We start from the raw sequence: 17,237 nt of genomic DNA, 5'->3' as shown, positions 1-17,237 counted from the left end.
GCCCTCATAACGGTCATTCTGCCGTGAAATGCCGATGGATGATTTGGGCGCTCCCAGTACGATGGCGCCCGTGCGACCCTGGGATGCGTTCACCTCCGCCGAGGCGGAGGTCCGAGCGATGGTCGCGGACCCGCGCTGGCAAGGGCTTTCCGTCCCCGATCGGGCCCACGTGCTGGCCGCCAGAATACTTGTGACCCCAGATGGCGACAGATGGCTCTTCGGGGTCCACGCGCGCTGGCATCTGCACGATCCGGCCGACGGCCGCTGGCTCCTCGCGCCGCCGCCGAGGGGCACCCGGGCGCGCCAGGTGCAGCATCCCGCGGCGGTGCTGCCGGAGGACGTGATCCCGTACGGGCCCGACTTCCACGCCGAGCCCGGCTCCACCCAGGCGTTCATCGGCCCGGACGTCTCCGAGGGCCTCACCGAGCGGCTCAGGGTGCTGCTGCGGTCCAGCGGGCTCAAGTCGGAGCTGGACTACCCGCTGACGGCGTTCGACGAGATCTTCGGCTCCGACGTGCCGAGCACGGTGGCGGCCGTCTGGGGCGCGATCATGTGGTGCGCGTACGCGCCCGCGTTCGACGGCAACGAGCGGCTGATCACGGTGTTCGGCGAATACCTGCGCCGCCCGCTGCCCGGCGACGAGTGGGTGCGCTGGCTGCCCGCGCCGCCGCTGCTCGACCTGGCCACGCTCGTCGCCGAGCGGCAGCGGGCAGGGCAGCCGCGGGCCGCGCTCAGGCTCGCCGCCACGATGGCGGACGCGGCCCAGATCCTGATGTCCGACACCCGCTTCAGGCCGCGGGCGCTCGCCCTGCTGACGATGGTCGAGCCCATGCTGCGCCGGCAGGGGCTCGACGACACCCACGGGGACGCCGAGGCCCTGCGCGCGGCCTGGCTGGAGCGTTGCCCGCGGCGGCTGTGCCGGGCCCTGCTCGTCGAGAACGACCTGGAGGCGGACTTCTCGCACGCCGTCTACGACCTGGTCGAGGCGCTGGCCTTCATGCCCGACCCGCCCATGGCCGCCGCCACGTTCCTGGCCGACCTGTCGGACTCCAAGGGGCGGTTGCCGGCCCGGCTGGACCACCGGCTCAGGCGCGCGTACGAGGAGCTGGAGCGCGCCGGGCTGACCGGGACCTCAGCGAGCGAGTCGACCGAGCCGGACGGCTTCCCCGTGCCCGGTCAGGTGCTGACCAAGCCCGCGGCGGTGCTGGAGGTCTCGCCGCCGGACCGGGCGAGCACCGCGGCCGTGCTCGGGGCCGCGTACGCGACGGGACTGGCATGGGGCCGGCTGACGGGGGCCAGGGTGCCGGAGCGGGGGCTGGCCGGGCAGACCGCGCTCGTGCACAGACTCATCCACGAACGCGACGACAACCACACAGACCACACCTAAACCACAAATATCGTTATTTAACCCTTACTTCGCCTATATGGTTCTAACGCTCAGGTAACAGGCAATTCTCCGAATTGTGATCTCCGATTCGGGAAATGATCGTTCCCGGGCTCCGCGGTTCGGAAAGGAATGACTCCGATGGGCCATGTTGCCAGAAGGGTCTCCGCCGTAACCTCGTAGAGGGTGTGGGCTGCGGAAGGAAGGACGACGCGGTGGGGCACGATGACCTGGACTCTCGGGTCCACGACCGTGTCGCGTTGGACGAGATTGCGCTCTACGCCGAGGTGCTCACGGCCGTGGCTGTCAGCGAGCGGCGGCTGACCTTGGACGAACTCGACGACGCGCTCGGATTGCGGACTTCGGCGAGCCGCTGAAGGATCAACTCGATTACTAGCCCCGGAGACCTAGTTAGAAGGTTTCCGGGGTTTCTCATAACTAGTTAATCCCTCGGAACGTCCTCCTTCTGGAGGATGACCGCCGCGCCTATGAACGGACGAGGCGCGCGATGGCCGCCGAGGCCTCCTTGACCTTCGCGTCGGCCTCCGGCCCGCCACTGTTGATCGCGTCCGCCACGCAGTGGGAGATGTGCTCCTCCAGCAGCCCCAGCGCCACCGCCTGGAGCGCCCGCGTGGCCGCGGAGACCTGAGTGAGCACGTCGATGCAGTAGGCGTCGTCATCGACCATGCGCTGCAGGCCCCTGATCTGACCCTCGATCCGCCTGAGACGCGTCAGATACGCCTGCTTGTCTCCGCTGTACCCATGCATGCTTCTAAGGTACCCGTAACCGGTTGGGGGTGCCCGGGTCGTTCAGCGGAGGTCGCCGATGAGCTTCTCCCACTGCTCGGCCACCTCACCGGCCGCGTGGCGCACCGCGGTGTCCAGGGCGCCCGCCGCGAGCGAGCGCCGCCTGCGCTCGTCGTCGATCAGCGCCAGCAGGGCCGCCGCGAACAGCTCCAGGCCGCCCTCGTTCTCCGGCACCAGCACCCCGTTGTAGCCCGTCGCCACGAACTCCCTCGGCCCCCTGGCCCCGTCGAAGGCCACCACGGGCACTCCGCAGCCCATGGCCTCCAGCACCGCCATGCCGAGGTCCTCGGTGAGCGAGGTGCTGGCCACGATCGACGCCTTGGCGAACTCGCCCGCCAGGTCGGGCGTCGTGCCCATGAAGTAGACGTGGTTGTGCAGGCTGAGCTCGCGGACCAGCGCGCGCAGCCGCCGCTCCTCCGGCCCGCCGCCGTACAGGCGCAGCCGCCAGTCGGGGCGCTTGTCCGCCACGATCGCGAACGCCTTGATCAGCCGGTCGTACGCCTTGACCGGCACCCACCGGCCGCCGGCGGCCACGATCCGGTTGTCCATCCGCGAGCGCGGCCACGGCCCGTCGGGCAGCGCGTCCAGCACAGAGGTCACAGGGGGCCCGTCGGTGAGGAGCTTGCTCCACTCCTCCTGGGCCGACTCCGTGGCCGTCACGACGGCGTTCAGGCGCGGATAGAACCGTTTCACCGGCCCGGGGACGGCCGGCCGCCCCCACTCCCTGGCGATCTTCAGGGTCTCGCGCGGCGCGTGCCTCGCGGCCTGGACGCCGAGCCCCGGCCGGGTCGTGATCAGCACGTCGGACTTGAGGTTGCGCAGCAGCCGCCACAGCGCCACCTCCGCGCGGACCTGCCCGCGCGGGAACAGGTGCCGGACGCCCGGCCTGGCGTCGATCAGGCTGCGCATGGTCACGTTGGGCCCGACGGGGAAGAACGGCTTCTCCTTCTGCCGCCTGACGCTGACCACCTCGACGTCGTGCCGGTCGGACAGGGCGGTGGCGAGGTTCAGCATGGCGCGGACGTCGCCCCTCATCGCGTACGCGGAGGCGAGGACCAGGCTGACCTTCATCCGCCCACCTCGATCCGCAGCTCGTCGTCGGCGGTGTAGCAGGGTCTGATGGGCACGCCGTCCACCGTGGCCGAGGGATAGTGCAGCCGGCGTCTCTTGCCGTCGACGTCGTCGAGCCGCGAGCCCAGCTTGAGCGGCGTGGACACGCCCTCGACCTCCAGCGCGGGCTCCCAGGTGCCGGAGCTCGCCACGGCGTCGGGATCGGCGCCCACCACGTCCACGAGCGACACCGCGGCGTGGAAGCGCACGCCCTGCACGGTGGCGGTGGCCGAGAGCCGCGCGTTGGTCTGCCTGCGGTCCAGTCTCAGCACGGCCTCATGGCGGGAGTCGTCGTCCTCGAGCCCGGTGTACGCCAGCAGGCCCATCACCTCGAAGCGCCCCTCCCTGAACCAGATCGAGCGGACCTCGGCCACCGGCTCGGCGTCGGAGATCTTCAGCGCCAGGAACCCGTTGCGCGTGCGGTACGAGCGGTAGGCGAGGGTCCGCCTGCACAGCGCGTACGCGTCGAGGTGGTCGAGCGAGAAGCCCGGATCGACGCTGCGCAGCCTGCTGCGCTTGCCGCCCACCGCCCGCAGGTAGGCGTCCCAGCGCCCGGCGCTGAGCTCCAGCGGCGCGAGCGAGACCGCGACCGTGGCCTCGCGCGCCCGAGCGCCCGGTGTGCCGAGCCGCACGTCGCGTTCCACCCCCGTGGTGCGATGCCTGAGCACGAGTTCGGTGCCGTCTTCCAGTGGTGCGTCGATGGCGAGCCGGAGGGCGAGGACGTCAGCCAGAGTGACTTCGGCGTCCGTGACGACGACGCCCATCACGAGCCCCCTCCCCGTCGAATAGAGCCATGCGACGTTGAGGTTACCGTGATTTTCCCGTTATGTGGATGCTGGATTTCTTGCACTTGACCCGCTGACGTGCGGAACTCCTCCACAGAAGCTGTGAAGGAGTCCGACAATCCTCGGTCAGGACGCGCCCTTGACCGATTTGATCAACAGCTGGGCGACGTCCACGACTTCGAGCGATTCCTTGGCCTCGCCGGTGTTCTTCTTCTCGTTGATCGCGTCGCCGAGCATGACCATGCAGAACGGGCAGGCGGTGGAGACGGTGTCGGGATCGGTGGTCAGCGCCTCGTCCACGCGTTCGGTGTTGATGCGCTTGCCGATGCGCTCCTCCATCCACATGCGCGCGCCGCCGGCGCCGCAGCAGAACCCGCGGTCCTTGTGGCGGTGCATCTCCTGGGTCTGCACACCCGGCACCTTGGACATGATGTCGCGGGGCTGGGAGTAAACCTTGTTGTGGCGGCCCAGGAAGCACGGGTCGTGGTAGGTGATCTTCTCCTCGATCGGGGTGATCGGGGTGAGCAGGCCCTCGTCCACGAGCTTCGACAGCAGCTGCGTGTGGTGCACGACCTCGTACGTGCCACCGAGCTGCGGATATTCGTTGGCCAGGGTGTTGAAGCAGTGGGGGCAGGTGGCGACGATCTTCTTGACGCCGGCCTCGTTGAGGGTCTCGATGTTCTGCTGGGCGAGCATGTTGAACAGGTACTCCATGCCCAGGCGGCGGGCCGGGTCGCCGGTGCACGCCTCCATCGGGCCGAGCACCGCGAACTTCACGCCCGCGATGTGCAGCAGCTCCGCCACGGCCTTGGTGGTCTTCTTGGCCCGGTCCTCGAGCGCGCCCGCGCAGCCCACCCAGAACAGGTATTCGGCGTCCTCGGGCATCTTGTCCTCGACGAGCTCGACCTCGAAGTCCAGCTCCTCGATCCAGTCGGCCCGCTTCATCTCGGACATGCCCCACGGGTTGCCCTTGTTCTCCAGGTTCTTCACCATCACCCCCGCCTCGGACGGGAACGACGACTCCACCATGACCTGGTAGCGGCGCATGTCGAGGATGTGGTCGATGTGCTCGATGTCCACCGGGCACTGCTCGACGCAGGCACCGCAGTTGGTGCACGACCAGAGCACGTCGGGGTGGATCACGCCGTCCTCGCCGACCAGCGGCTTCTCCAGCAGCGCGAGCACGTCGGTGTCCTTGTGCTCGACGCCCTGCTGGGCGGCCAGCAGGTACGGGGCCACCTTGAAGGCGTGGTCACGCTGGTCGAGGATGAGCATCTTCGGCGACAGCGGCTTGTCGGTGTTCCACGCCGGGCACTGCGACTGGCAGCGGCCGCACTCCGTACAGGAGTAGAAGTCCAGGAAGCCCTTCCACGTGGTGTCGGCGATCTTGCCGCGGCCGAGCTTCTCCGGGTCGAGGTCCTCGTCCTCGAAGTCGACGACCTTGCCGGCCACCCGCATCTCCGGCGCGCCGCCCAGGCCGTCGGGACGGCGCGAGAAGAGCACGTTGAGGGGGGCGGTGAAGATGTGCAGGTGCTTGGAGTTCACCACGATGACCAGGAACACCAGCATGAAGCCGATGTGCAGCAGCAGCGCGATCTCCTCCAGCAGCGCGCTGTCCGGCAGCACGCCGCCGAGCGCGAGCGAGACGAACGCGCCGGAGGAGTAGGGGAAGTTGCCGTTGGCCGCCGACGCGCCCCTGGCCAGGAACAGCGTCCAGATGATGTTGAAGATCATGAACAGGACGAGCCACGCGCCGCCGAGGTGGGAGCCGGAGAAGCGGGAGCGGCGGCCGAGCTTGTCGGGCGAGTTCTTGAGCCGGATGACCGCGAAGGCGACCAGGCCGAGCACACAGGCGACCGCGATGAAGTCCTGCAGGAAGCCGAGCACGGCCCAGGTGCCGATCAGCGGGATGTGGAAGTCGGGCGTGCCGGTGATCGCGCCCTGGATGATCGCGCCGTACGCCTCGATGTAGACGGTCAGCAGGATGAAGAACGCCCACATGACGAAGAAGTGCGCGACGCCGGACGGCGTCCACTTCAGCAGCTTCTTCTGCCCGAACACCTCGACCAGCTGCGCCTTCGCCTCATCGGCCGCATGAGACTTGGCGTAGTCGATCCGCTCGGGCGCGGGCGGCCCCACGGTCGCCAGCTTGAACAGGAACAACGCCCTGCGGCCGGCGACGGCCACCGCGAGGACGGTCATCACGAGCCCGATGATGGCTACCCAGAGCACAGGGTCCTCCCACAGACGACGTTGGCTGTCAGCGTACGGTCACCCGTCGCTCAGACCGCTACCCGGATCCTACCCGCGAGTAACATTTCCGGCGTACGCGACATACCCTATGGTCATCGACTTTGGCAGAACAATGCTCTAGCCGGTGAAGTACCTCTGGATGGTCGGCGCGAGCACCTCCACGAGCTCCTCGTGACCGGCGCTCGCCATCGGCTCCAACCTGATCACGTAACGGGCCATGATGGCGCCGAACATCTGCGCGAACGCCGCCTCGATCCGCAGGTGCGGCACCTCCATCCGGTCGGCCACCTGGAAGAGCAGCGCGTTCGTGAAGAACTCGCGGACCATCGTGACGGCCTGCTCGTTGGTCATGGCCGAGCGGATCAGCGCCAGCATCGGCTCGCGCGTCTCCGGGGAGGCGGTGACCTGCAGGATCATACGTACGAGCCGCTCGCCGACCTCCTCGCGCGGGCCCTCGACCAGCACCTTGACGATGGTCTCGGGAGAGAACGGCAGCCGCATGGCCGCCGCGAACATGCCCTCCTTCGTCTCGAAATAGTGGTGCACGAGGGCGGGGTCGACCTTGGCCTCGCGGGCGATGCCCCGCACGGTCGCCTTGTCGAACCCCTTCTCCGCGAACACCTTCCTGGCCGCGGCAAGGATCTCCCCCCGCGTGTCAGCCGACCCGGGCCTGCGCCCCGGCCGCTTCTTATCGACCGTCACCTACCCACCGCCAGGTAGACGCGCATGGGGACGGAGAGCACGCCTTCGGGGAACTCCCTGCGCAGATCGGCGCGCTGCCGCTCGACCAGCTCGTCGGCGGCCTCCGGCGGCAGGGCCGCCATGTAGGAGTGGGAGCGCAGGTCGAGCAGGAAGTCCTCGATGCCGACCAGCCGGGTCCAGGGGATCCAGCGCTCCTCGACCACCTCGAAGGCCGCGGCGATCGGCGGCGCCGACCACTGCTCGACCGCCGGCCCGTAGTAGGTGGGCACCGCCTCCGCCAGGCGGGCCTCGTAGGCGGCCAGCCATGCGGCCTGGGCCGCGTGGTTGAAGTTCCAGCAGCCCACGATGGCCCCATCGGGCCGCAGCACCCGCCGGGCCTCGGCGATCGACGCCACGGGGTCGAGCCAGTGCCACGACTGCGCGTACGTCACCAGGTCGGCCACGCCGGCGGCCAGCGGCAGCGCGTTGCCGTCGGCCAGCACGGCCGCGACGGAGGGCGTCCCGCTCTCCGACCGGGAGACCAGGCGGGCCAGCATCTCCGCGCCCGGGTCGACCGCGATGACGTGGGAGCCGCGCGCCCTGAGCGCACGCGTCATGATGCCGGTGCCCGCGCCGACGTCCACCGTGGTGGCGCCGTCGAGGTCGACGCCGGTCACCTCGGTCAGGGCGCGGTACATCTCGTCGGGATAGTGGGGCCGGCCCGCGTCGTACGCGTCGGCCACCCGCTCGAACATCCTGCCCAGACCCCTGATCGGCCCTATGTTCATGAGGTGGCCGCCAGGTGCAGCCGGGCGAACGCCAGCGCCTCCGCCAGGTCGTCGATCCGCTCGGTGCGGCTGGCCGCCTTGCGGGTGTTGATCTCCAGCACGACCAACCCCGAGTAGCCGGTGTTGGCCAGGCGCTCCAGCATCGGGGCGCACGGCTGGTTGCCCCTGCCGGGCACGAGGTGCTCGTCCTTGTTGGTCACCCCGAGGCCGTCGGCCAGGTGGAGGTGGGCCAGCCGGTCGCCGAGCTTGACGGCCATCTCCATGGCGTCGGAGCCGGACACGGCCGTGTGCGACAGGTCGAGCGTGACCTGCGGGAAGTCGTAGTCGATCGGATTCCAGTCGGGCGAGTAGGGCACCACGTCGTTGCCCCTGGCCTTCAGGGGGAACATGTTCTCGACGGCGAACGTGACGTCGGTCTCGTCACGCATCCTGGCCAGCCCCGTCTCGAACTCGCGGGCGTACTCCCGCTGCCAGCGGAACGGCGGGTGGACCACGACCGTCGAGGCGCCCAGCCGTTCGGCGGCCTTCTGCGCCTTGACCAGCTTGGCCCAGGGGTCGCGGCCCCAGACGCGCTGGGTGACCAGCAGACAGGGCGCGTGGATGGCCAGGACGGGGATCTTGTAGTGGTCGGACAGCCGCTCGATCACGTCGATGTCCTGACTCACGGGGTCTGCGCCCACCATGATCTCGACACCGTCGTAACCCAGGCGCGCGGCCAGCTCGAACGCGTCGGGAGTGCGTTCCGGATATACCGAAGCAGTGGACAATGCGATCTTCGCATTGGGCACGCGGATGACATCAGCCACGCTGCCAGCCTAAGCCGGTGGAGCCGATCTGGCGCGAAAGCCCCTTTGGTGAGCCGCGCCCGGCGGCTGGCTTAACTTTGGGGCATGCCACGGATAGCGAAAGGTGCGATCCCCAGCCCGAACATCTGGAACACACCCCAGATCTACGAGCTGGAGAACCGCGCCGTCGACCCCGAGGGCGCGGCCGACGCGGCGATGCGCGCCCTGCGCCCCTGGAACGGCGCCACCGTGCTCGACATCGGCTGCGGCACCGGGTTCCACCTGCCCGCGCTCGCGTCCGAGGCCGCGCAGGTGGTCGGCGTGGAGCCGCACGGCGACCTGGCCGCGGTCGCCGTACGCCGCTGCGCCGCGCTGGCCAACGTGGCCGTCCACGCCGCCACGGCCCAGAACCTGCCGCTGCCCGACGCGAGCGTGGACGTGGCCATCGCGCGCTGGGCGTACTTCTTCGGCCCCGGCTGCGAGCCTGGGCTGCGCGAGCTGACCCGGGTGGTACGCCGCGGCGGCGCGGCCTTCGTCCTCGACCTCGACGCCACGCGGGGAGCGTTCGGCCGCTGGTTCTCGCGTACGGTGCCGACGTACTCCGTCCGGGAGGTCGAGTCGTTCTGGGACCGCCAGGGCTGGCAGCGGCGGCCTCTGGACCTCAGGATGGCCTTCGAGCGGCGGGCGGACCTGGAGGCGGTGCTGCGCATCGAGTTCACGCCGGAGGTGGCCGAACAGGCCATCGCCGAGACGCCCGGCCTGGAGCTCCCCTACCCGAACGTGCTGCGCTGGCGCTACTACTGAGTTCGCGGCGGCGCTCCGTGCGTGTTCATGGCCTCCGCTCCGCGGAGGCGGCTCGGTCGCTGGAGAGCCGCCGCCTTCCCTCGTCGCTCTGGTCGCTACGCTCCCGGCGCTCCTCAGTCCAGGCGGCGGCGCTCCCTCGCGGTTTGACATTGACGTCGGTGTCAACGTTTACCGTGAAGGCATGCGCATCGGAGAGCTGGCGGAACGTACGGGGGTGAGCACCCGCTCACTTCGCTATTACGAGCAGCACGGCCTGCTCAGAGCCCGTCGCGGGTCCAACGGCTACCGTGACTACAGCGAGGACGACGTCAGGCTGGTGTCCGAGATCCGGGCGCTGCTCAGCATCGGGTTCACGCTGGAGGACACCCGGCCGTTCATCGACTGCCTGCGCCGGGGGCACAGCTCGGGAGGCTCGTGCGCGGAGTCGGTCGAGGTCTACGAGCGCAAGCTCAACCAGATCGACGAGGAGATCCGGGTCCTGCTCGCCCGCCGTGCCGAGGTCGCCGCCCAGCTCGCGCAATCGTGCCCAGGTTGCTTCGTAAGGGGATAGACATGATCACGTTGACCACCGAGAACTTCGGGGAGCAGGTGCTCAAGAGCGACAAGCCGGTGCTGGTCGACTTCTGGGCGGAGTGGTGCGGGCCGTGCCGCATGGTGGCGCCGGTGCTGGACCAGATCGAGGCGGAGCACGGGCTGACCATCGGCAAGCTCAACACCGACGAAAACCCGGAGATCATGGCCCGTTACGGCGTGATGGGCCTCCCGACGATGCTGCTGTTCGAGAACGGCGAGCCGGTCAAGCAGATCGTCGGGGCCAAGCCCAAGCGCATGCTGGTCTCTGAGCTGGGCCTGGCGTAACACGGGGCTCCGCCTCTTACCTGTCGAAGATTGTCGGCACGTCCCGCTAGCCTGCTCGACATGGCCAAGACTGCCCAGAAGCCCGGATACCGCTGCGCCGAGTGCGGGTGGCGCACCACCAAGTGGGTGGGCAGGTGCGGCGAGTGCCAGGCGTGGGGCACGGTCGAGGAGGAGGGCGCGCGGGCCGGCGCCAATGTCGTCCAGGCGGGCGCCACCACCGCGCCCGCGGTGCCGATCGGGCAGGTCAAGGCCGAGATCGCGGCCGCGCGCACGACCGGCGTGGGCGAGCTCGACCGGGTGCTCGGCGGCGGCCTGGTGCCGGGGGCGGTGGTGCTGCTCGCGGGCGAGCCGGGCATCGGCAAGTCCACGCTCCTGCTCGAGGCCGCGGCCAGCATGGCCGAGCGCGAGAAGGTCCTCTACGTGACGGGCGAGGAGTCGGCGGCCCAGGTGCGGCTGCGGGCCGACCGCATCGGCGCGATCCGCGACCACCTCTACCTCGCGGCCGAGACCGAGCTGTCGGCCCTGATCACTCACGTGGAGAAGGTCGAGCCCACGTTGCTGGTGGTCGACTCGGTGCAGACGATCGGCTCGGCGCAGGCCACCGGCGTGCCCGGCGGGGTGACGCAGGTGCGCGAGGTGGCAGCAAACCTGGTCCGCCTGGCCAAGGAGCGCAACATGGCCACCGTGCTGGTCGGCCACGTCACCAAGGACGGCTCGATCGCGGGCCCGCGCACGCTGGAGCACCTGGTCGACGTCGTGCTCAACTTCGAGGGCGACCGCCACTCCAGGCTGCGCATGGTTCGCGCGATCAAAAACCGCTTCGGGCCGACCGACGAGGTCGGCTGCTTCGACCTGCACGAGCGCGGCATCGAGGGCATCACCGACCCGAGCGGCCTGTTCGTCTCGCGGCGCAGCGAGCCGGTGCCCGGCACCTGCGTCACCGTCACGGTCGAGGGCACCCGCCCGCTTCCCGCCGAGGTCCAGGCCCTGGTCGCCCGCACCGAGGCGCAGCAGCCCAGGCGCACGTCGTCGGGGCTCGACACCTACCGCGTGCAGATGATCCTCGCGGTGCTGGAGCGCCGGCTCAACGCCCGGCTCGGCGGCTGCGACGTGTTCACCGCGACCGTGGGCGGCATCAAGCTGGCCGACCCGGCCGTCGACCTGTCGGTCATGCTCGCCGTCGCCAGCGCCGCCGGCGACAAACCGCTGCCGCCGGGCCTGGTCGCGCTCGGCGAGGTGGGTCTGGCCGGGGAGCTGCGCCCGGTCAAGGACGTACGCAGGAGGCTGACGGAGGCGGCCAGGCTCGGTTTCAAGCGGGCCCTCGTGCCGACCGGATCGCTCGAAGAAGCCGGCCGCAAGCGTAACGGACAGCGTGCTCTGGTGCCCGTGGGGCCGGTGGCGTTCGCGCCTGGGTTCGAGGTGGTGCAGGCGGAGAACGTCTGGGACGCCCTCACGCACGTGACCTAGCGCGGCTAAGCTGAGCGTGACCGATCGACACGGGGGTCAGGTGGATAGGAGTCTGGACGACCGCCGTCGCGAGGCCTTGGCCGCGGTGGCCCCGGGCACACCTCTGCGCGACGGCCTGGAGCGGATCCTGCGCGGGCAGACCGGCGGGCTGATCGTGCTCGGCTACAACAGGGTCGTCGAGGAGCTGTGCAGCGGCGGTTTCGAGCTCGACGTCGACTTCTCCGCCACCAGGCTGCGCGAGCTCGCCAAGATGGACGGCGCCATCGTGCTGAGCGGCGACCACAAGATCGTACGCGCCGCCGTGCACCTGGTGCCCGACCCGTCCATCCCCACCGACGAGTCCGGCACCCGCCACCGCACCGCCCAGCGCGTGGCCCGGCAGACCGGCCTGCCCATCATCGCCATCAGCAAGTCGATGCGCATCATCGCCCTCTACCTCGACGGCATCCGCTACGTCCTGGAGGAGTCGGCGGCCATCCTCTCCAAGGCCAACCAGGCCCTGGCCACCCTAGAGCGCTACAAGCACCGCCTCGACGAGGTCTCCGGCACCCTGTCGGCGCTGGAGATCGAGGACCTGGTCACGGTCAGAGACGTGTCCGCGGTGGCCCAGCGGCTGGAGATGGTCCGCCGGATCTCCGACGAGATCAAGGGCTACGTGGTGGAGCTGGGCACGGACGGCCGCCTGCTGTCCCTCCAACTGGACGAGCTGGTGGCCGGGGTCGACTCGGAGCGGGAGCTGGTCATCCGCGACTACCTCCCCGCCCCCTCGGGCCGCCGCCAGCGACGCCTGGTCGAGGCGATGCACGACCTGGACAAGCTGTCGGGCAGCGAGCTGCTCGACCTCTCGGCCGTCGCCCACGTCCTGGGCCACACCGGCGCCGACAAGCTGGAGAGCCCGGTCAGCCCCCGCGGCTTCCGCCTCCTGGCCAAGGTCCCCCGCCTTCCGGCCACGGTGGTCGACCGCCTGGTCAACCATTTCGGCGGCCTGCAGAAGCTGCTGGCGGCGAGCATCGACGACCTGCAGGCGGTGGGCGGGGTCGGAGAGTCCCGCGCCCGCAGCGTCCGAGAGGGCCTCTCCCGCCTGGCCGAGTCCTCCATCCTGGAGCGCTACGTCTAAAAGCATCGTCTTCGCCGTAGGGGGCGCTACGCGCCAATCCGGCTGCTCAGGGCAGCGCCTCCCAAGGGCTCCGCCCCTTCGACCCCTTGAAAACCCCGCTCGCTCCGCTCGCCAGCACCCGCCCGTTACCCGGTCACCTTACGGACGAGCCTGCGTTCGCCCTCCAGGAGCAGACGCCGGAGGGCCACAGACAGGGCTCGCTCGACCCAACCAGCGGCAACCCCGACCTCGGCGACAGGCGCGATCGCAACCGGCCAGGGAACCCCCAGAACCGGTTCTCACCTTCCTCAGGGCCAACCCACGGTGCCCAAGCTGCGCTTAGAGCTCCTGACACAATGAGGTGGTTCGGAGCTCTTAGCAGGCTGGAATCGGCACGGCCGACGGCTGCCACTCTCGCCTGATCAACCCGAACACCCACGAGTCGGACACCTCGCCGTTGACGATGCAGTCTTCCCGCAACGTCCCTTCACGTACGAATCCGATCTTCTCCAGAACCCGGGCAGATGCCACGTTGCGCGTATCGGCCTCGGCCTGAACACGATTCAGGTCCAGTGTGTCGAATGCCCACCGCAGCAACGCGTGCGCGGCCTCCGTCGCGAAGCCGTGGCCCCACATCGCCTCACCGAGGCAGTAGCCCAGCGACGCGCTGCGGTAGTCCGGGTTCCATCGGGTCAGACCGCACCAGCCGACGAAGGCCCCGTCAGAAACACGGTCGATGGCCACCCGCGCCCCGGTGCCTTCGTCCGCCATCTTCCGGCAAGCCGCGATGAAGCGCTCGGCGCGGGCCCGTTCGGTCCACGGCGGGGAGTCCCAGTAGCGCAGCACGTAGGTGCTGCTGTGCAGCGCGAAGAGGGGGTCCGCGTCGGCGTCGGTAAAGGGGCGCAGTCGCAGGCGAGCGGTGTGCAGTACGGGGGTGGCCAGAGTCATGCGCCTCATCTTGTGTCCACAGGGGGCGGGCAGACCACCGAATATCGATCCCGGTCCGGTCCTCACGACCAAGGACCTCCAACACAATGATCAGCGGGCGAGGCTCCGCCGGCAGATGATGGCTGCGCCGAGGGCCATGAAGGCCTCGTGGATGTCATCGCGGATCTCCCAGCGGATACGCAGACGACCGAACCAGTGCGGCAGTGCGATGGTCTGCTCGATCATCCAGCGGTGGACGCCCAGGCCGGAGCCATGCCGAGAACCTCGGCGGGCGATCACCGGCTTCACGCCGGTGGCCCAGACCAGCCGTCGGTACGCTTGGAGCCCGTCTTCCCACGGTCGACCGGGCTCGGACCCGTTTTGGGCCCCCTTCAGCGCCCGGATGTGAGAGCTGTCGATCACCGCCTTGGACCAGTCCAGCCGACCCGCGGCGTGCAACTCCGCCGGCAACAGCTCATGCAGGTGCGGCATGCCGATCCCGCAACCGCCGCCAGCAGGTCATCCCCGAACCGAAGCCCAACTCCTGCGGCAGATGCTCCCACGAGATCCCGGTGTAGAGCACGAACAAGATGCCCGACAGCACCTTGCGATCCTCCAGGCGCTTGCGCCCAGGATGATCGGCACGACGAGGCACCACTGGCAACAAAGGCTGGATCCTCGCCCGCAACTCATCCGGAACTGGCCATGGCGGCTGCGTGCCCTTCGTCACGCCGCGATCAACTCGGGAGCGATCACCCGTGTTCCTAGATCATTCTGTTGGAAGTTCTTAGTCGACCCTGAGGCAGTCCTGCTTGGCCAGCACCAGGCTCATCTCGACCACTTCGCCCTTGCGCTCGTTGAAGAGGTAGTACGCCTTCCTGTTGCCGGGCACGGTAGCGGCGGGGTAGCCGCCCGGGCCGCGCCGCAGCCTGGGGTAGGCAGCCTTGAGCTGCGTGCTGGTGGAGCCGATGCCGATGCCCTTGGGAGTCCTGGCGCCGGAAGGTGCGACGATCACGACCACGCCCAGCTTCTTCGAGATGTACATCCCCACGCGGTACTCGTTGTACGGGCTCTCCTTGAGGTCATACGTCGTGCACCTGGCGGAGTCTCCGTCGGGCTTGCGGACGATCCTCCCGGTGGCCCTGGCCTTCGCGGCGGTCATCCCGAGCTTCAGGTTGCCGTACCCGAAGGGCCCGAAGGCCGGCCTCTGCGCGGCGGCGGACGCCGAGGACGCGACGCCGACCGGCACCAGGCCCGCCGCCAGCGCCACCACCAGAACCGAACGGCCGATCGTCTGCCTCATAACGACTCCTCCATGATCACATGACCGGGTCACTCTACTGTGAGTCCAGATCATGTGTGGAGAAATCACGACATATGCGCAAGCTCCTCAGCGGAGGTGGAAGACACCCTTCACGGTGCGGAGCTGGCCCATGCGCACGGTGGCCACGTACGTGCCGGGCAGCGCGGCGGCCGGGGTGGAGCGGCAGTCGGCGCTGGAGCGGTGCCGGTTCCACACCAGGGACCGGACGTACGGCACCCCGCGCTGCAGTTCCTTGACCTCCGAGCCCGCCCCGCTGACACAGTCGGCGGTGGACCAGATGCGGTCGGCCCCCGAGGTGATGCGGATCTCCATGGCGCGCGGTCCCACGTCGGTGGTGCACATCACGGAGCCCGTGTTCACCAGGGTGACCAGGAACGTGGGCTGGCTCTCGCCCGTGTAGATCGGCTCCCTGCCGCCTTGCATGCTGAGCACCAGGTCCTGTTCGGTGCAGGGGTCGCCTGGGTGCCTGGGGAGCGCCGGGGGGGTCGGCCTGGGGACGGAGGGGGACGGGGACGGGCTGGCCGTGCCCATCGCGAGCGTACGCAGGCCCGCCAGCAGGGGATCGACGGCAGGGGTCGCACTCGGCGACGATTTCGCGCTGGATGTGCGTTCCGGCCCGCTGCCCCCGCTGGAGCACGCCCACGCCACGACGGCCACCACGACGAGCACCGCCACCAGCACGCTCATCCGGCGCCGCCAGTAGACGTCACCGCCGTCGCCGCGCATAGTATCCGGATCCATAGGCACAGGATGGTAGCCATGCGGCTACAACGAGTGACGACACGCCGAGGGGCCTTCTTCTCCGAATACGCTTGACCCCGTGGTTGAGCCGAACCTCCTGCACATCCCCGTTCTGGACTGGTACGAGGACAACGCCCGAGACCTCCCGTGGCGCGCCGCCGACGCCACCCCGTGGGGAGTGCTGGTGAGCGAGATCATGCTCCAGCAGACCCCGGTCGTACGCGTGCTGCCCATCTGGCACGAGTGGATGGAGCGCTGGCCCACCCCCGGGGCGCTGGCCGCCGAGCAGCCGGGAGAGGCCGTACGCCATTGGGGGCGGCTCGGTTACCCGCGCCGGGCGCTGCGCCTGCACGCCTGCGCCAGGGCCATCACCGACGAGCACGGCGGCGAGGTGCCGTCCGATCACGAGACCCTGCTGTCCCTGCCCGGCATCGGCGAGTACACCGCCGCCGCGGTCGCCAGCTTCGCCTACGGCGGCCGCCACGCCGTCCTGGACACCAATGTCCGGCGGGTCTTCGCCAGGGCGGTACGCGCGGAGGAATACCCTCCCACGGCCACCTCAGCGGCCGAGCGGCGGCTGGCGGAGACCCTCCTGCCCGAGTTGGGCGCGCCCCGCTGGGGCGTGGCCGTGATGGAGCTGGGCGCCCTCGTCTGCACGGCCCGCGCCCCGCGCTGCGCCGACTGCCCGATCAGCCAGGTGTGCGCCTGGCGTCTGGCGGGCAAGCCGCCGCACGCCGGCCCCGCGCGCAAGGGCCAGGCGTACGCGGGCACCGACCGGCAGTGCCGGGGCCGCCTGCTGGAGGTGCTGCGGAAGGCCCACGGCCCCGTCCCCAAGGCTGCCCTGGACGCGGTGTGGGACGACGCCGTCCAGCGCGAGCGCGCCCTCGACGGCCTGATCACCGACGGCCTGGCCGAGCACCTGGACGACGGCACCTACCGCCTCCCCCACGCGACTACCTGACCCAGAGCGGCACGATGCGCTCCACGTCCTTGGGCGCGAGGTCGCAGGCGTCCGGCTCCGACACCCCGCTCGGGTTGTAGGCCCGCGCCCCGGCGGGGGCGACCACGATGGACACGAACCCGCGCTCCTGGTCCGCGAACATCTGGCGACTCACGTCGGCCGGAAGCACCATGGTGTCTCCCGGGCCCACCTCGAACCGCTCGCCGCCCAACTCGACGACGGCGGACCCGTCGAGCCAGGTCCACACCAGCTCGACGTCGAACGCGTGCACCGGCCCGACCATGCCCGGCTTGGCGTCCACCCGCCACATGGCCTGGCCCACCGCCCCGCCCTGGGTCGGGGAGGCGAGGGTGGTCATGACGCCGTTGGGCGTCTCGGTCTTCCGGGAATCGGCGGCCATGACAACAGACATCGATGAACTCCTTTAAGATAGGCAACTACGTTGTCTATATAGTTAACCAGGTTG

The 17,237-nt window shown here is 69.6% G+C and carries 18 protein-coding genes and 1 pseudogene; 7 read left to right on the top strand and 12 right to left on the bottom strand.

What is annotated here, in order from left to right:
• Positions 1–61: 61 nt before the first annotated feature.
• On the top strand, positions 62–1,387 hold the full coding sequence (locus ACWDRB_RS25335; RefSeq protein WP_449897664.1) for a hypothetical protein: 1,326 nt from the start codon (positions 62–64) through the stop codon (positions 1,385–1,387).
• 483 nt (positions 1,388–1,870) lie between these two features.
• On the opposite strand, the gene ACWDRB_RS25330 is transcribed toward ACWDRB_RS25335, so the two are convergent.
• From ACWDRB_RS25330 to ACWDRB_RS25300, 7 genes are all read right to left on the bottom strand, one after another.
• Entirely contained in the window at positions 1,871–2,152 is a 282-nt protein-coding gene (locus tag ACWDRB_RS25330) for a metal-sensitive transcriptional regulator (RefSeq protein ID WP_138670633.1), read from the bottom strand.
• 42 nt (positions 2,153–2,194) lie between these two features.
• Positions 2,195–3,262: a glycosyltransferase gene (locus tag ACWDRB_RS25325; protein WP_350723706.1), complete on the bottom strand. Its 1,068-nt coding sequence runs from the start codon at positions 3,260–3,262 to the stop codon at positions 2,195–2,197.
• A complete protein-coding gene (locus ACWDRB_RS25320; RefSeq protein WP_449897661.1) occupies positions 3,259–4,065 on the bottom strand; it encodes a hypothetical protein in 807 nt (268 codons plus the stop codon). The genes ACWDRB_RS25325 and ACWDRB_RS25320 overlap by 4 nt, the downstream gene beginning before the upstream one ends.
• Positions 4,066–4,212: 147 nt before the next feature.
• Positions 4,213–6,318 carry a (Fe-S)-binding protein gene (locus tag ACWDRB_RS25315; protein ID WP_449897374.1) on the bottom strand — a complete coding sequence of 702 codons (2,106 nt, stop codon included), beginning with the start codon at positions 6,316–6,318 and terminating at the stop codon, positions 4,213–4,215.
• 138 nt (positions 6,319–6,456) lie between these two features.
• Positions 6,457–7,041, bottom strand: a complete 585-nt coding sequence (locus tag ACWDRB_RS25310; RefSeq protein WP_355193598.1) for a TetR/AcrR family transcriptional regulator — start codon at positions 7,039–7,041, stop codon at positions 6,457–6,459.
• Positions 7,038–7,808: a class I SAM-dependent methyltransferase gene (locus tag ACWDRB_RS25305; RefSeq protein WP_449897372.1), complete on the bottom strand. Its 771-nt coding sequence runs from the start codon at positions 7,806–7,808 to the stop codon at positions 7,038–7,040. Before ACWDRB_RS25305 ends, ACWDRB_RS25310 begins: the two co-directional genes overlap by 4 nt.
• Positions 7,805–8,614: a sugar phosphate isomerase/epimerase family protein gene (locus ACWDRB_RS25300; RefSeq protein ID WP_350723713.1), complete on the bottom strand. Its 810-nt coding sequence runs from the start codon at positions 8,612–8,614 to the stop codon at positions 7,805–7,807. Before ACWDRB_RS25300 ends, ACWDRB_RS25305 begins: the two co-directional genes overlap by 4 nt.
• An 84-nt stretch (positions 8,615–8,698) precedes the next feature.
• Here ACWDRB_RS25300 and ACWDRB_RS25295 point away from each other — a divergent pair, with 84 nt between their 5' ends.
• The 5 genes from ACWDRB_RS25295 (at position 8,699) to disA (ending at position 12,839) form a co-directional block, all read left to right on the top strand.
• Positions 8,699–9,397, top strand: coding sequence for a class I SAM-dependent methyltransferase (locus ACWDRB_RS25295; protein WP_355193594.1), 699 nt, complete (start codon positions 8,699–8,701; stop codon positions 9,395–9,397).
• A 181-nt stretch (positions 9,398–9,578) separates the two neighbouring features.
• On the top strand, positions 9,579–9,947 hold the full coding sequence (locus tag ACWDRB_RS25290; protein ID WP_449897369.1) for a MerR family transcriptional regulator: 369 nt from the start codon (positions 9,579–9,581) through the stop codon (positions 9,945–9,947).
• Between the two features lie 2 nt (positions 9,948–9,949).
• Positions 9,950–10,255: a thioredoxin gene (gene trxA, locus ACWDRB_RS25285; protein WP_449897367.1), complete on the top strand. Its 306-nt coding sequence runs from the start codon at positions 9,950–9,952 to the stop codon at positions 10,253–10,255.
• A gap of 60 nt (positions 10,256–10,315) precedes the next feature.
• Positions 10,316–11,722, top strand: a complete 1,407-nt coding sequence (radA, locus tag ACWDRB_RS25280; RefSeq protein ID WP_449897365.1) for a DNA repair protein RadA — start codon at positions 10,316–10,318, stop codon at positions 11,720–11,722.
• 40 nt (positions 11,723–11,762) lie between these two features.
• Positions 11,763–12,839 carry a DNA integrity scanning diadenylate cyclase DisA gene (gene disA / locus ACWDRB_RS25275; protein ID WP_364245427.1) on the top strand — a complete coding sequence of 359 codons (1,077 nt, stop codon included), beginning with the start codon at positions 11,763–11,765 and terminating at the stop codon, positions 12,837–12,839.
• 354 nt (positions 12,840–13,193) lie between these two features.
• On the opposite strand, the gene ACWDRB_RS25270 is transcribed toward disA, so the two are convergent.
• The 4 genes and pseudogenes from ACWDRB_RS25270 to ACWDRB_RS25255 form a co-directional block, all read right to left on the bottom strand.
• Complete coding sequence (locus ACWDRB_RS25270) at positions 13,194–13,766, bottom strand: GNAT family N-acetyltransferase (protein ID WP_449897363.1); 573 nt, start codon at positions 13,764–13,766, stop codon at positions 13,194–13,196.
• A gap of 90 nt (positions 13,767–13,856) precedes the next feature.
• A pseudogene (locus tag ACWDRB_RS25265) lies at positions 13,857–14,475 on the bottom strand (transposase).
• Between the two features lie 57 nt (positions 14,476–14,532).
• Positions 14,533–15,048 (bottom strand): hypothetical protein, encoded by a 516-nt coding sequence (locus ACWDRB_RS25260; RefSeq protein WP_449897361.1) that lies wholly within the window; start codon positions 15,046–15,048, stop codon positions 14,533–14,535.
• Between the two features lie 87 nt (positions 15,049–15,135).
• On the bottom strand, positions 15,136–15,810 hold the full coding sequence (locus ACWDRB_RS25255) for a hypothetical protein (protein WP_449897359.1): 675 nt from the start codon (positions 15,808–15,810) through the stop codon (positions 15,136–15,138).
• Positions 15,811–15,889: 79 nt separating this feature from the next.
• On the opposite strand from ACWDRB_RS25255, the gene ACWDRB_RS25250 reads away from it, so the two are divergent.
• Positions 15,890–16,771 carry an A/G-specific adenine glycosylase gene (locus ACWDRB_RS25250; RefSeq protein ID WP_449897357.1) on the top strand — a complete coding sequence of 294 codons (882 nt, stop codon included), beginning with the start codon at positions 15,890–15,892 and terminating at the stop codon, positions 16,769–16,771.
• Here the strand turns inward: ACWDRB_RS25250 and ACWDRB_RS25245 are convergent.
• Entirely contained in the window at positions 16,764–17,183 is a 420-nt protein-coding gene (locus ACWDRB_RS25245) for a cupin domain-containing protein (RefSeq protein WP_364245440.1), read from the bottom strand. The two genes, ACWDRB_RS25250 and ACWDRB_RS25245, sit on opposite strands and share 8 nt — an antisense overlap.
• Between the last annotated feature and the right edge of the window lie 54 nt (positions 17,184–17,237).

Source organism: Nonomuraea sp. NPDC003707 (genome assembly GCF_053587055.1).
The sequence above is the reverse complement of the archived record's forward strand: the minus strand, read 5'-3'. Positions and strand labels throughout refer to the sequence as shown.